Source organism: Bdellovibrio sp. HCB-162, from assembly GCF_047344985.1.
Lineage (GTDB): Bacteria > Bdellovibrionota > Bdellovibrionia > Bdellovibrionales > Bdellovibrionaceae > Bdellovibrio.
This window is the reverse complement of the sequence record NZ_CP178861.1, coordinates 3,594,111-3,607,919: the sequence shown is the minus strand read 5'-3', so window position 1 is coordinate 3,607,919 and position 13,809 is coordinate 3,594,111. Positions and strand designations below refer to the sequence as shown.

General features: G+C 44.1%; 16 protein-coding genes. 9 read left to right on the top strand and 7 right to left on the bottom strand.

Features of this window, described 5'->3' with window-relative positions; genetic code table 11:
* A complete protein-coding gene (locus tag ACLSSO_RS17345) occupies positions 1 to 363 on the top strand; it encodes a DUF1304 domain-containing protein (RefSeq protein ID WP_295903814.1) in 363 nt (120 codons plus the stop codon).
* Here the strand turns inward: ACLSSO_RS17345 and ACLSSO_RS17340 are convergent.
* Both ACLSSO_RS17340 and ACLSSO_RS17335 read right to left on the bottom strand, forming a co-directional pair.
* The gene (locus tag ACLSSO_RS17340) at positions 341 to 2,137 is read right to left on the bottom strand and encodes a glycosyltransferase family 39 protein (protein WP_413943560.1); all 1,797 of its coding nucleotides are present in this window, start codon (positions 2,135 to 2,137) and stop codon (positions 341 to 343) included. The two genes, ACLSSO_RS17345 and ACLSSO_RS17340, sit on opposite strands and share 23 nt — an antisense overlap.
* Positions 2,138 to 2,190: 53 nt before the next feature.
* Positions 2,191 to 2,565, bottom strand: a complete 375-nt coding sequence (locus ACLSSO_RS17335; RefSeq protein WP_295903807.1) for a hypothetical protein — start codon at positions 2,563 to 2,565, stop codon at positions 2,191 to 2,193.
* A gap of 30 nt (positions 2,566 to 2,595) precedes the next feature.
* Between ACLSSO_RS17335 and gstA the strand changes: the two genes are divergently transcribed.
* The 3 genes from gstA (at position 2,596) to ACLSSO_RS17320 (ending at position 4,634) form a co-directional block, all read left to right on the top strand.
* Positions 2,596 to 3,228, top strand: coding sequence for a glutathione transferase GstA (gene gstA / locus ACLSSO_RS17330; protein WP_413943559.1), 633 nt, complete (start codon positions 2,596 to 2,598; stop codon positions 3,226 to 3,228).
* Positions 3,229 to 3,314: 86 nt separating this feature from the next.
* Positions 3,315 to 4,085, top strand: coding sequence for a bifunctional 2-polyprenyl-6-hydroxyphenol methylase/3-demethylubiquinol 3-O-methyltransferase UbiG (gene ubiG, locus ACLSSO_RS17325; RefSeq protein ID WP_413943558.1), 771 nt, complete (start codon positions 3,315 to 3,317; stop codon positions 4,083 to 4,085).
* Between the two features lie 159 nt (positions 4,086 to 4,244).
* A complete protein-coding gene (locus ACLSSO_RS17320) occupies positions 4,245 to 4,634 on the top strand; it encodes a DUF1772 domain-containing protein (protein ID WP_413943557.1) in 390 nt (129 codons plus the stop codon).
* Here the strand turns inward: ACLSSO_RS17320 and ACLSSO_RS17315 are convergent.
* Positions 4,585 to 6,156 (bottom strand): DUF4080 domain-containing protein, encoded by a 1,572-nt coding sequence (locus ACLSSO_RS17315; protein ID WP_413943556.1) that lies wholly within the window; start codon positions 6,154 to 6,156, stop codon positions 4,585 to 4,587. The two genes, ACLSSO_RS17320 and ACLSSO_RS17315, sit on opposite strands and share 50 nt — an antisense overlap.
* Positions 6,157 to 6,285: 129 nt before the next feature.
* Here ACLSSO_RS17315 and ACLSSO_RS17310 point away from each other — a divergent pair, with 129 nt between their 5' ends.
* Positions 6,286 to 7,515, top strand: a complete 1,230-nt coding sequence (locus ACLSSO_RS17310) for a M20/M25/M40 family metallo-hydrolase (RefSeq protein ID WP_413943555.1) — start codon at positions 6,286 to 6,288, stop codon at positions 7,513 to 7,515.
* Positions 7,516 to 7,553: 38 nt separating this feature from the next.
* Here ACLSSO_RS17310 and ACLSSO_RS17305 read toward each other — a convergent pair whose 3' ends face one another.
* The gene (locus ACLSSO_RS17305) at positions 7,554 to 8,477 is read right to left on the bottom strand and encodes a LysR family transcriptional regulator (protein WP_295903787.1); all 924 of its coding nucleotides are present in this window, start codon (positions 8,475 to 8,477) and stop codon (positions 7,554 to 7,556) included.
* A gap of 207 nt (positions 8,478 to 8,684) precedes the next feature.
* Here ACLSSO_RS17305 and ACLSSO_RS17300 point away from each other — a divergent pair, with 207 nt between their 5' ends.
* Positions 8,685 to 9,065 carry an HPF/RaiA family ribosome-associated protein gene (locus tag ACLSSO_RS17300; RefSeq protein ID WP_413943554.1) on the top strand — a complete coding sequence of 127 codons (381 nt, stop codon included), beginning with the start codon at positions 8,685 to 8,687 and terminating at the stop codon, positions 9,063 to 9,065.
* Positions 9,066 to 9,105: 40 nt separating this feature from the next.
* Positions 9,106 to 9,588 carry a BON domain-containing protein gene (locus ACLSSO_RS17295; protein ID WP_340593318.1) on the top strand — a complete coding sequence of 161 codons (483 nt, stop codon included), beginning with the start codon at positions 9,106 to 9,108 and terminating at the stop codon, positions 9,586 to 9,588.
* 86 nt (positions 9,589 to 9,674) lie between these two features.
* Here ACLSSO_RS17295 and ACLSSO_RS17290 read toward each other — a convergent pair whose 3' ends face one another.
* Complete coding sequence (locus tag ACLSSO_RS17290; protein WP_413943553.1) at positions 9,675 to 10,244, bottom strand: hypothetical protein; 570 nt, start codon at positions 10,242 to 10,244, stop codon at positions 9,675 to 9,677.
* A gap of 67 nt (positions 10,245 to 10,311) precedes the next feature.
* Here ACLSSO_RS17290 and ACLSSO_RS17285 point away from each other — a divergent pair, with 67 nt between their 5' ends.
* Together ACLSSO_RS17285 and ACLSSO_RS17280 are read left to right on the top strand one after the other, a co-directional pair.
* Positions 10,312 to 10,881, top strand: coding sequence for a flavodoxin family protein (locus ACLSSO_RS17285; protein ID WP_295903776.1), 570 nt, complete (start codon positions 10,312 to 10,314; stop codon positions 10,879 to 10,881).
* Positions 10,882 to 10,895: 14 nt separating this feature from the next.
* Positions 10,896 to 11,660 carry a hypothetical protein gene (locus ACLSSO_RS17280; RefSeq protein ID WP_413943552.1) on the top strand — a complete coding sequence of 255 codons (765 nt, stop codon included), beginning with the start codon at positions 10,896 to 10,898 and terminating at the stop codon, positions 11,658 to 11,660.
* Between the two features lie 65 nt (positions 11,661 to 11,725).
* On the opposite strand, the gene ACLSSO_RS17275 is transcribed toward ACLSSO_RS17280, so the two are convergent.
* Both ACLSSO_RS17275 and speE read right to left on the bottom strand, forming a co-directional pair.
* Positions 11,726 to 12,346: a superoxide dismutase gene (locus tag ACLSSO_RS17275; RefSeq protein ID WP_295903770.1), complete on the bottom strand. Its 621-nt coding sequence runs from the start codon at positions 12,344 to 12,346 to the stop codon at positions 11,726 to 11,728.
* A 62-nt stretch (positions 12,347 to 12,408) separates the two neighbouring features.
* On the bottom strand, positions 12,409 to 13,698 hold the full coding sequence (speE, locus tag ACLSSO_RS17270; RefSeq protein ID WP_413943551.1) for a polyamine aminopropyltransferase: 1,290 nt from the start codon (positions 13,696 to 13,698) through the stop codon (positions 12,409 to 12,411).
* Positions 13,699 to 13,809: the final 111 nt, after the last annotated feature.

Sequence of the window (13,809 nt, the reverse complement as noted above, 5' to 3'; positions counted from 1 at the left end):
ATGCTTTCAAATATTTTTGTAGGAGTCGTTGCTGTTCTTCATTTTTATTTTCTGTACTTAGAAATGTTTCTTTGGACGAAGCCTTTAGGATTAAAGATCTTTAGAAACACGCCGGAAAAGGCGAAAGAGTCAGCAGTTCTTGCTGCCAATCAAGGATTGTATAACGGTTTTCTTGTGGCGGGGCTTATTTGGAGTCTTGTGCATCCAGATCTTTTATTCAGTTACCAGCTAAAACTTTTCTTCTTAGGTTGTGTGATTGTCGCGGGCATTTATGGTGCCGCGACGGTGAGTAAGCGTATTTTTTACGTTCAAGCCGTTCCTGCTATTCTGGCTTTGGTTTTTACGTTGGTGATGAAGCCTTAATTACTTCCAGAGGCAAAGAAGAGGGTTTGGGTTTTTCAAGAACCCAAACCTTTACTTTTTCTAAAGCCCAAGCTAACCCGGCGGAACTCCAGACTATAATGATCGCGTCAAAGGGAACGCGGAACCGGTTTTCTGATTTGAAAAACCACACGGTAAAAAACAGTGTCAACATCATCAAAGCAGCGACTTCGGTGAATGAATCCTTTTTGCGTGAAAGGCTTAAAGCGCCGATAAGAGCAAACGGAAGAAGTCCATATAAAAAGAATATCTCCCAAGGATAATACCAGGTCTTCATCGGTGTTTCGGCAATCGGCCACAGAGTATTTCCTGCAAAAAGATAGTAGATATAGCGGAAACTAGAAAGAAGAACGGCCGGATTTTCTTCAATACATTTAAATCCTTCTTTCCAGAAATAAGCTTGATCGGTGAAAGGGCGAGGCCATTTTTTAAAAGTTCTTTCTCCTAAAACTCCAAAGAGCGGAGACATCCAGCGCGCACCACGGGAGTCGCGATTGTCTTTAGAAGGACATTTTCCTTCGACAAAGTTAAGAGCTCCTGCCGTAGGTCCCAATTGAGGTTTATCATAGTGAATTCCTGTCCAAACAACGTGAGGAATCATAACGATCAAACAGCCCACAGCGAGCATACTGACCTTGAGAAAAGCGGCCGAAAGATTTTTGCGATCCCGATAAAGAAGCCACAGTGAAAATGCCGGAATAAAGAAAGCGTGATTGCCTTTAAAATAAAATGCAAAGGCCAGCAAAAACCCGATGATGAAAAATCCTGTTAGCGTTTGGCGTTTCAGAACTTTGAGTAGGCACCAAAGAGTGAAGGTTATTAAAAAGGCATACGTCATTTCGGCCATATGCATAGAGGCCAAGGCTGCTAAAGGAATATGAGTGCTGGCGATAAGCAGGCTGATCAGTCCTGCTATTTTTCCAAAGCGTTCACGCACCATAAGAAAAATCAAAAAGACCACGCCCCAAGATAAGAATACCTGCAACCAATTCAAAAGCGGAAACCCGCCTAAGTGACGAACCCACAAAGATAAAAGCGTATAGCCAATGGGCTGAAAGGTTTGTGTTGTATGGTAAATGCCACGGTCCAACTCCCAACCGCGATCAAAGTACATTCCCATATCAGAAAATAAACTCATTTGCGGGGAAGACATAATAAACACGAACCAGAAACGAAGAAAAAAGGCGCCCGCTAAAAAAATCATCACGGCAACGCGCTCTGGATTTTGCATCGTGGGTAACTTTCCATAAACAGCCAAGCCCAATGAAATCATAAGAACTGTCAGTCCCAGTGCGAAGGGCCACTCGGTCCAATCAACATCAAGAATAACGCCGTAGTTGCCTCCTGAGGTGCTGCCGGCGATATACCATGTCGTCGGTTGGCTTAATATCGAAGCTGTATTGCGAAGAACAACGCCGTCTTTATTATTGCAGACTATATTTTGATTGGATGGAAAATTCCATTCTCCATGAGAAGTGCTGAGCTGATGAACGCAGTTAAATGTGCGCAAATGAAGACGCTTTGGTGCGACAAGCATAGGTTCTGTATCAAAGTTTAACCAGTAAAGACCGTCTTGATGAGGGCGGTGATAAACCGTCGACGGCGCTTGATCCGTGGAATCCAAATCTGGGTGAATGAAGCGAATATTTTTAGGCTGGGGTGTTATGAAAGAGAACCACAACAGCGTGAGAAGAATTCCGCAAAGACCTGCAACAAAAAACCAATTCGTCGGAGAAAACTTTTTTCTTATTTCCATAGAGTCCCGACTATCTACAGAAATAAGTGTTTTGGCCTCAAGTTACGAAAGCTTTAGTGAACAAGTCGTAATAAAGTTCCGCCGTGAAGGAAGATCAAAACGAGATAAGGAACTGTGATCGGCCCTAGAACGCCCCAATGCTTCGGATTGTGAAAGAGATGGAGGCCGGTAATAACGAAAATCAGAGGCGCAAAAACTGTCAGGCTTAGTGGCACTGCGAAACCTAATAAGAGAAAAGCTCCAAAAAATATTTCGACAAGTTTTACTATGGGCATGATGAATTTCGTTTCAATGCAGGCCTCAACAAATTTGTCGATAACCGGTCCCGAAGGCGGAATTTTCACCCAATAAAAAAAACCATTGAGTCCCCAAAAGACCATTTGCAATCCAAAAGCCCAACGGAAGATAATCTCGATGTATTCACTCATGTGTTTAGTCTATATGAAAGGATCAAAAGTATGAAACTCTATTTTTCACCAGGTGCGTGTTCGTTGGCTCCGCATATTATTCTTGAGGAGTTGGGCCTTAGCTACGAGGCGGAGTCCGTTGACCTGCGCACAAAGAAAACTTCCAAAGGTGACGACTATTTCAAGATCAATCCCAAAGGTTCCGTTCCTTCAATGGATTTACCTGACGGCGGACTTCTTACAGAGTGCGCAGTGATTTTACAGTTCTTGTGCGACAAGAAGCCTGAAATGAATTTGATTCCAAAAGTAGGATCTCCTGATCGCTATCGTTGTTTGGAATGGATGAACTACGTAGCAACTGAAATGCATAAAGGTCTCGGCGCTCTTTTTGCGACAGAAAGAATGTTTCCGAATAATCCATCAGGTGCTCAAGACTACCGTGAAGGCATTCTCCTTAATATGGAACGTCGTTTTGCATTCTTAAACAGTCACTTCGAAAATAACAGTTTCTTGATGGGACAGGCTTACACGGCACCTGATGCGTATTTATTTACAATTCTGGGATGGGCCAATTTCTTGAAAGTAGATCTGTCAAAATACGTTCATCTTTTCGGTTTTATGGAAAGAATGATGGGCCGCCCAGCGGTGCAAAAAGCCATGAGAGCAGAAGGTCTTTTAAAATAGGCTCGTGATTCTTGCCACTGGACTTCGCGAAACCTCCCTGAAAACTCAAGCTCTTTGGTAGCTTGAATCAATGGGGAGGTTTCTGCATGGATTCGGATCTCGCGAAGTTAGACCGGGAAATTATCAATAACGATGTGTACAACCATTTGGCAGAACGCTGGTATGAAGCGCAAGACGATCCCATCGCTCTTTTGCGAAACCAGCACAAGTTAGAACTGCCATGGATCCTGGAAGAAATTCGTCGCAATATAGGTTACCGTGCAGAAATCCTCGATATGGGATGCGGTGGAGGATTTCTTTCAAACGATTTGGCTTTAGCCGGTCACAGTGTCACCGGGATTGACCTTTCAACCTCCAGTTTAAAAGTAGCAGAAAAGTACGATCGAACACGCACCGTGCGCTACATGCAGGGTGATATTTACCAAGTGCCATTTCCAAGAGAGAGTTTCGATGTTGTGGCGGCGATGGATGTTCTCGAACACGTGTCTGAGCCGAGCAAGGTGATTGCAGAAGCCACGCGAGTTTTACGCCCCGGTGGACTTTTCTTTTTCAACACCTTTAACAAAAATCCATTATCCTGGCTTATTGTGATCAAAGGGATGGAGTGGTTTGTAAAAAACACACCAAAGGACAATCACGTCTATTCGCTATTTATCGATCCAGATAAATTGCGCGACTGGATGGACGACGTGGGCTTGGAGTTGATGACCCTTCGAGGCATTCGGCCCGTCTTCGCGCAGAAAGCATTCTTTCAACTTTTGCGAAGTGGAGTTGTTCCCAAAGACTTTCGTTTTAAATTCACAAAGTATCCGCTCATCGCCTACACAGGCTACGCAAAAAAAATGCGTGAGCATTAAGGATTTTTTGATTTCAAAAAAGAAACTTGTGGTTCTCTAAACAAGAGAATATAGACTTTCGCTATGAGCGTATCTGTAGTTTCGAGATACATGAGCCTTTTGATGGTGGGTCTCATGGCGGGTAATTCCCTTGCATTCGTGTTAGGAATGGGGACCGCCATGGAAAAGCTTTCAATGGGATCTTACATTGAACTTCGTCAGTCCATGGATACAACATTCTCGGCATGGGCTCCGCTTTTTTATATTCTCATCACGGCTTCGATTGCTTCTAATTTGTATTATCTGCGCAGAGCATGGAGAACTTTGGAGTTCATGCTTGTCGCTTTTGCCTTGATCTGTGTTCTTGATGAGGCTGTTATGACTTGGGCAACTCATTCTTGGCAGCTCATGACGCCGCTATCGGACTGGGATGATATTCACTCGCAGTGGCTTCGGTTTATGTATATTCGAAGCGCACTGCTGGTCTCGGGTTTTGGTCTTTTGCTGGCTTCAAGCTTCTTTATGAAACGGTCTCTGTCTTCCCCGCGAGATGTCTTTGCTGTCGTTTAGGAATATTTGTCTTGTCTGACGATTCACCCAAAGAATGTTTTTTCACTTGCGAATAGTCTTTTAAGAATTTTGGTAAATCCACTTTCCCAGTCGCATAGTAATCCTCAAGGATCAAGGCTTTGGCATCTTCCTGCGACCAGCCTACGTGATCTTTAAGATACGTGTACGCTGTTTCAAAAAGACTGAGTTGTGAAATTCCAAAGGACTGCGCATAGCGAGTCGTTAAGAACTCATTGAAGTCAAAAAACTCCCAGAAAAAGGATTTATCTTCACGAGTTTGTGAGCGCTCTCGCAAGACATTCACAAACTTTTTAAAGACACCGCTATTGGCATAAAGATCCCAGTACTTTGAAAAGCGATTCATCTTTTGCAAAGTCTCAAAATCCATATTCTTGGTGCGCAAAATTTGGAATGGCGGATGAGAAGAGTAAACCATCTCCCACTCTTTATCGTGACGGGCAATCGGAGCACCTTTAAGGCGCTTTAAGATGCCCACTTGAATTTCGTGAGGTTGAAGTTCCGCCAAGGTATCGAAACCTTTTCCGAAGCTGACTAGGTCTTCACCCGGAAGACCCGCAATTAGATCCGCATGAGTGTGCACGCCCGTTTCTGAAGCGAGAAAGCGGAAATTGTCTTTCACTTTTTCATAGTCATTGCGACGGCTCACAAGGCGCGCGACTTCTGGATTCCAAGTTTGAATACCAATTTCAAACTGCAAAGCTCCAGGAGGGAATTGTTTGATCAAATCGCGGATTTCGACCGGCAAACGATCCGGCACCATTTCAAAGTGCAGGAAAAGGCCCAAGTGAATGCGGTCTAAGAAAAACTGTAAGATTGTCGTACATGTCGTCGGACTTAGATTGAATGTACGGTCGATAAATTTAAATTGCCTCGCACCACGGTCTAAAAGTTTTTGCATCTCTTGCAGGAACTCTGTCAGTTCAAAGTTGCGCACGGCTTTGTCTAAGGACGACAGGCAGTATTCACAACGATACGGACAACCTCGAGACACTTCGACGTAGATCACGCGGTTTTGAATGTCTTCATCGCTATAAAGGCCATAAGGTGTTTTGATTTTTTTGATATCGGGTAAAATCCCAGCCACGATTTTTGTGGAAGGAAGAACGCCGTTATCTAAATAGTTTTTGCAGAACTCATAGAACAAGAAATCCGCTTCGCCCTTGATAGTGAAATCTGCGATTTGGCAGATGGGGTTGGTTTCTGATTCGTGACTGACCTCAGGACCTCCCAGAACGACGACCGTTTCGGGGCTGATTCTTTTTAATAACGACACAAGCTCCAAAGACTCCTGGGCATTCCAAATATAAACGCCAAGGCCGATAATCTTTGGTTTTTGACGCAATAAAACCTCCGCAACATCGCGGGGATCGCGCTGAATGGTGAACTCCATGATCTCAGCACGGTCTTGAAGTTCCTCAAGGTTCGCCATGAGATAGCGAAGCCCAAATGAGCTGTGCGGATACGAAGAGTTCAGGGTCACGAGTAGAATGTCTTTATTCATAGAAAGGCATCTTAGTGCATGTTGAAAAAATAAGCGAATTGTCTTTGCCAACATGAGGACAAAAACGATACCATTACTTTGCAGTAACTAAAACCATGATGGTTTTTGTGTATTTCAAAGGATTGAATTATGAAAATGGCCGCTCTGGCACTTTTATTCGTTGCATCGAATGCAATGGCCCACGTTCCTTCACTTGAAAATTTTGAAACTAAGCCCATTCTCGCAGATCTTAAGGACCTTCGCGCCTTAAATATTCCTGTTCTCGCAAAAGACGAGAGCGTGGAAGTAGGATACGCGATTGTCACTCCGCTGATGCAGCAAAGAATTCAAGAGCGTGCACACAGTGTTGGTAAGTGCGGCGGTTTTGAAGACCTCAGCACGGATGTGATGTTGCAGTCGAACGGCTTTGATAAAATGCTAAACGAGATGGCAAAGATCAAAGAGAAAAATGACCTTTACGAAAGAGCGCCATTTAAAATTCTTTCTTTAGAAAAAAATGCGGGCATTGAAGCTGCATTGAGTGAAGTGAGTGAAAACAATTTGCGCAGCTACGTTCAGTGGTTGTCAGCTTTTCCAAACAGATACAATCGCGATTCGCAGCCTAACAAGCACGTCGTGGAGATGAAACAGCGTTTGGAAGCCATGCTTTCCAATGCGACGATTCCTTACGAAATTTCTGAGATCACACACTCTTCAACACAGCAAAATTCTTTGCGTGTGCGTTTGGTGGGAAGTGCAAGACCGAATGAAATCATCGTTTTGGGCGGTCACTTAGACTCCATCAATCAATCATGGGGCGGGGGAAAAGCGGCTCCCGGTGCTGACGACAATGCTTCGGGCTCTGCAAACTTGATCGAAGCTTTGCGCATCTTGATGAATAAAACTCAACCAGAGCGCACAGTGGAATTTTTCTGGTACGCAGGTGAAGAGTCGGGTCTTTTGGGCTCTGCTGAAATTGCAAAACAATATAAAGCGGAAAAGAAAGACGTCGTTGCAGTTCTTCAACTGGATATGACGTTGTTCCCGGGTTCTGGTGAGCTTGTGATCGGTAGCATGACAGATTTCACAAGCGCTTGGCTTCGTGATTATTTAAAAGCGATGAATGACACTTATTTGCATGCACGCATCGTTGATGACAAGTGTGGATATGGTTGCAGTGATCACGCTTCGTGGAACCGTCAAGGTTATGCAGCGTTGATGCCGTTTGAAGCGACCTTCCGTGCAAGCAATCAGAAGATTCACACAGCAAACGATATCATCAGCCCTGATTCCAACTTTAAGCATTCAGCGGTTTACACAAAAATCGCTCTTGTGATGGCGATGGATTTGGCAAACAGCCAAGCTCGTCAACCTTACTAAAGATCCTCCTGGTTTAAGGCGTAGAAAATCTCTGCGCCTTAAACCATTTTTTCCAAACGCTTTACGCTGTTCTTAACATCCTCAACGACTTCATCGTAGTTCGCGTCTTTTCTTCCCAGCAAATACACTGTGTGTTTCCAATAACCACTCTTTGGACCAATGGTTGTCAAAACTCCGGATTTTACTTCATCGTAAACATAGGGAACGGGAAGAAAGCCGACACCGGCACCATCAATAATTGCGCGACCTACAACAGACATCACATCACTTTCAAAAACCACTTTCTTTCTAGCCTTGATCTCTTGAAAGAATAAATCCGTTTCATGGCGCAGTTTCATTTTGTAAGAAGGAATGATAAGCCCCCACGGAACTGCATTTAAAAACTCCAAAGCGGACGTGCCCTTAGAAATACGGATCTTTAATTCTTTTAAGTTTTGTGTAGAGACAAGCAAATTCACCGGCATACTTGCTGAAGCAAACTCTTTCACGTCTTCAGAATAAATGGGCTTATTTGTTAAAACCAAATCAATGGATTGACTGCGCAGTTGATTGATCAAATCTTCGGAAGGGGCCGAACTTACGAAGAAAGTTTTTTCAACACCGCGCTTACGTTCCTTGATTAGCGGACTTAAAAGATCGGCAATAAAAGGACGCTCCACTTGATCTGTAACACCAATACGAATTCTTTGGCTTTGTTTTTCCGAAGGGGAGCGTAAGCTTTCTGCGAACTCGGCGGCGACATCAAAAATCTTTTTACAATAGGCAAAAGCGCGTTCTCCCTCAGGCGTGAGTTGCAAGCGTCGACCTTTTTTCTCGAATAGTTTTTGATCTATGGAAGATTCGAAAACTTTCAATTGTGAACTCAGTGAAGGTTGACTGATATGAAGATATTTGGCGGCGTTACTGACGCCACCGAGCTTTGCCGTTACATAAAAGTAATATAAGTGGTTGTAGTTAAACATGAATCTAGACCCCCTGATGACAAGGCTTTTTCAGAGCCTTTTTGGAACTAGCCTTTCGCTGCAGCTCTGTAAGTATCGAAGTCCTCTAGCGTTTCCTCTGGGAAGCTGCGCGAATATATAACTTTATCCTAATTATACCATCAAAATTATATATTTAAAGAAATTGTTGTTCTCAACGATAATAAGAAAAGAACAAGGAGGTAGATCATGCAAACAGACATCTACTACAGAGACATCACTAAAACTGAGAACCTTGAAGCTTATTTATTAGAAAAAGTGGAAGGGGCCATTGAAGACTTCTTCAAATATGATAGTGGTGCTCACCTCACAGTGCGAGTTGAATCGGATCGTCACCGAACCTCCACTCGCAAACCTAGTTACATCTGTGAGGTCATCTTAAAACCATCGCGCATGCGCACAGTGATTAAAGTGCGTAAAACCGATGAGAATTTTAAGGCGTGTGTAGCTAAAACGGTTTCTGCATTGAAAGTTATTCTTAGCAAAAGATCCTCTAAAAAAGCTCAACATCACAGACGAGACCCGATGTTGAATTTTGAACCACTTCCTGAAACTCAGGAAGTGGCTTAAGAAAATAGTTGATAATCAACCGAGGCAGAAGGAGCAGCTTATGAATACTCTTCTTAAAAAAATTCGTGACAGAATAAAATGGGATAAAAGAGTAAGCATGGCTGACCTTGATATCGTCGTCCGTGGAAGTGTAGTCATTGTCAGTGGCTTTGTTGACACTTCCTACAAAAAGAATGCGGCGCTGGAAGCGATCTCTGACACAGAAGGCGTATGGGCCGTGGAAGATCGAATCATAGTTCCGGCAGATTATTATAGAACGGACGAGGAAATTACCAACATCCTTGAGTCACAAATGGCGGAAATGATCAAAATCGGCGGAGAGCATATCGAAGTCGAAGTGATCGACGGCATCGTCAAACTTGATGGTGAAGTTTACCGTCCAAGACTCAAAGCGATGGCGGTCGCATCGGCATGGGAACTCTCCGGGGTGCGAGATGTCTTAAATTTCATTGAGATTAAAGACCCTCCCCGAAGAGTCCCTGTTACTGTAACCGACGAAACCCTAGTCAAGGAGGTGGCTTGATGAGAGTACACACAGACTAATATGCGGTCCTTTTCCCATCCCTCCATGTACGGGCGCCTGCAAGAGGCGCCCTCATCTTTTTTGAATTAAGGGCGACGGCATTCGCCGCGTTCTTGGCAGGACATCAACTGCTTACGAAGTTCCATCATTTCATCAAGAGAATATCCCAACGTCATATCGAAGCCTTTTTCAAGGCCGCCATCTTGAGAGATCGAAATAAATTTCTGAACTTGGTTGAAGTTCTTTTCAGTTAAATCGCAATCCTGTCCGCCACAAGTCACACGCAATTTACGACCTGCGCCCAAAGTTTCTAAGAAACGTTTGCGTTGTTCTTTGGCTTTTTTCAAAGCTCCGCCCAAACTGTTCCAGCATTTGACTTCCGCGATGACGACGGCGGATTGATTCGCGTTGCGGAAAACGATCACGTCTAATTCTCCGATCACGCGCTTTTCGCTACCGTACTGGATGCCTGTTGTGACTGTGTATTCAGGGGCTTTATAAATCTTCTCAAGGTTGAGTTTAGCAACCTGCTCGCACACGGTACCCGTGATAAAATATTTTTCGCCGGAGTCCTGCAAAGCTTCAAAAAGTGGACGGATGTCCTTGGCGTGAGCTGTAGAAACGGACAATAATAAAGCAAATACGAATTTGAACATGGATTTTCCCTCTTCAGGGGAAGACCTAACATTGGATCCCGATGGTGGGCAAACAGGCTGGTCGACTATGAAAAAAATCTTAATTCTTAATGGCAGTCCCTCTGGAAATAAAGGAAACTGCGCTCTGTGGATCAAGGCCATTGAGCCCTTCTTTAAAGGCCAGGGCTCCGTGGATGTTGTTCACTTAGCGAAAACGTCTTATGGATCGGCGCTTAGAAAAAAGATTGAGAATTCCTCGGGTGTGATTTTTGTCACAGGGACTTATTGGGATTCGTGGGGAAGTCCTCTGCAAAAGCTCTTGGAAGATATGACGGATCTTGAGGCGTCGACAGCTCTTATGGGAAAACCCTGCGCGGTGTTCGTGCTGATGCATTCCGTGGGAGGAAAATCAGTCTTATCCCGTCTTCAAGGAGTTCTATCGACGATGGGATTCTTGATTCCTCCGATGAGTGGTATGGTTTACTCGCTGGTTTCAGATATCGCTTTGAAATCAAAAAGCACACACGCCAAAGATTTCTGGCAAAGAGAAGACATCGAATTGATCTTGGAAAATTTCTTGAAAGCCTGTGATTTAAAAATCAATTGGAGCACATGGCCTGTCGATAAAAAAGATCCCAAGCGCAAGTGGTTAAAATAAGAGGGCTAAGACTTATGCGGATTTTGATCCTTTTATGTGTGTTCATTTCTTCTTTGAATGTCTTGGCTGAAGAATCTTATCTGGAACCTCGAGTTCATTTTAATCCGGTTGTCAGTATGTCGGCGCGAACTCTTCCTCAATGGAAAGTGGGCTTTCAGAAAACAGGTGGCGCCAATATCAACTCTCAATTTGTAGCAAACGCTCTAAGCGTGGGATTGCTTTCACGTTTGGAAGTCGGAGTTGTGCCGATATTTTATTTAACAGTTCCCGGGAGTAGCAACTACACAGCAAAGGTGAATGTTTATCGCGGGGAAACGACGGACTGGGCGCTTTCTTTCACAGAGACTCGGTTTAAATCGAAAGTGACCGAGAATGGGAAGGTTATTGAAGAGCCGGATTTAATTTTGACCTCGTTTCAGCTGGGTCTTAATTATCGCCTTTCTGGCAGTGATTTTACATTTTCTCCGTTTGTGACGAATGTCTGTGGGCGTATCGACTCCAGCAATGGCTTGATTTTAGTTTATTCGTTGAAGTGTGAGGCAGAGTGGGGACTGGATGTGCAATATCAGATCAAAGATCGTGAGTGGCTGACATTTGCATGGGGACACTTGCGCGAAGCGGGTCTTTCTCCCTATGAAAAAATGAGCACAGGTCTTGGAATGGCGTGGTCTCAGTTTCGTCCTAAAGAGATTTTCTCTCGTCCATCTATCGGCGTGTATTATACGCCTGACACAAAAAATACTTTGTATTTGGTATCGACGACTTTCTATGAGCTTTAAATAAAAAAGGGACTGGCTTTAAGCGCAGTCCCTTTTGGTGGAAAAAGGTACCTGGTACCTTTTTTCTACGTCATTGATTTTGTCAAATCGCGAACTTTTTTAGCTGCGTAGTTTTCTGAAACGAAGTTCCAGTTTACTTGCGACCAGAAAGTCTCAAGATATTTTTGACGAAGGTTTCTGTAATCAACGTAGTAAGCATGTTCCCAAACGTCAGCAACTAGCAAGGGAGCTGGGCCGTTGTTTGTGAATGGAACTGCTGCGTTGGAGGTAGAAACCAGGCTCAATTTGCCAGATGCATCTGTGCAAAGCCAGATCCAGCCTGAACCGAAAGTTTTAACACCGCCATCGACGAATTTCGCTTTCAGCTCATCCATAGAACCGAAATCGCGCTTGATCGCAGTTTCAAGATCTGCAGAAGGTTTGCCACCTTGACCAGCCGGAGACATTCCGAACCAGAAGAAAGTGTGATTCCAAGCTTGAGCCGCGTTGTTGAATACGCCGCCAGAAGAAGTCAGAGTGATCTCTTCAAGGGATTTTCCTTTAAGAGAAGCATCTGTTTCAGCAAACTTATTCAAGTTATCGATGTAAGCTTTGTGATGTTTGTCGTAGTGGTAAGTCATTTGTTCTTCATTGAACAAAGGAGCAAGACCGGTTTTTGCGTATGGTAGAGTAGGTAGTTTGAACATGTACGCCTCCTATTGTTTAGTCTCAATTGAAACTATAATGAAAATAGGAGGCGGTCTATGAATTAAGCATTTTCGCCGAGCATTGTTCTGACGAAGGTAGGCAAAGAGAAAGCCGCTGTGTGCAAATCTTCGTTGTAGTACTTAAGACCTTTGGCCGTAGAGAATTGGCGCGCTTTGTCTTTATTGAAGTCTTTTGCTGGGTGGAATTGTCCCTTCACGCCGACTTGCAAGCTCCACATTCCAGATGGATATGTCGTTGCATGGAAAAGCATAGTGTGGACGCTTCCTTTACCGAAAATTCCTTTAAGGCATTGGTTTAATTCAACGAAAGTGCCTTCATGGAACATTGGAGATTCGCCTTGAGTGACGATCAAGCCGCCCTCTTTCAGTGCGTTTTTGCAGTTCGTATAGAACTCTGCCGTGAAAAGACCTTGCGCAGGACCGACAGGATCTGAACCATCCACGATGATCACATCGTAAGAACCTGGAGTCGCGTCTTTTACGAATTGAATACCGTCACCGATGATGAGATTCAATTTCGGGTTGCCGAACTCAGAAGCGATTTGCGGAAGATGTTGCTTAGAAGCACGAATCACCGCTTCATCGATTTCAACCATCGTCACTTTTTCAATTTGATCGTACTTGAAAAGTTCTCGGATTGTTCCGCCGTCACCGCCGCCGATCACAAGGACGTTCTTTGCGTTGCCGTGAGTTTGCATCACGGGATGAGTGATCATTTCGTGATAGTGGAACTCGTCACGCTCTGTGCACATCACCATATTGTTGATCGCCAAGAATTTTCCGTGAGAGTAAGAATCCAAAACACGCACGCGTTGGAATGGATTTGTTTCGTCGAAAAGAACTTCACCGGTGTAGCGCAAAGACAAAGCTTGGTTTTCGTCTTTGTCGGTGAACCATACGTTGCGCTCGATTTGCACACCTTTCGTCAAATCGAAAGAAGGTTTCTCGCGCATCACTTTGGGTTGGAAATCTGTTTTTTGAATAACGTGAAGAGATCCACGGTTCATTTCAAGAGCAGAGTAGTTAGCCTGGAAAGCTTTTTTCAAGTGTTCGAAAGAAACCCAAGGATCAACCGAATCGCCGCAAGTGAAAAGATCGACAGCGGCGTAACGGTATTCAGGCCAAGTGTGAATTGCTAAATGGCTTTCTTGAATCACCACAACACCACTCACACCCCATGGAGAAAAGTGATGGAAAGTCGAATTAATAACAGTAGCGCCTGCGATTTGCGCGGCTTCAATCATACTTCTTTCGATGATCGAAACGTCGTTCAAAACCTCAGCGTTGCAACCACTGAACTCAACTAAAATATGGCGACCTAGAGCTTTCAATTCACTGTCCTCCCAGAAATGGATGTGTTTTTTATGAAAGGGGGGTTCTAGGATCTTTTCACCCCCCTGACAAGAAAAAAATCGTCCTTTCAAAGAGTTACCAAACTCGCG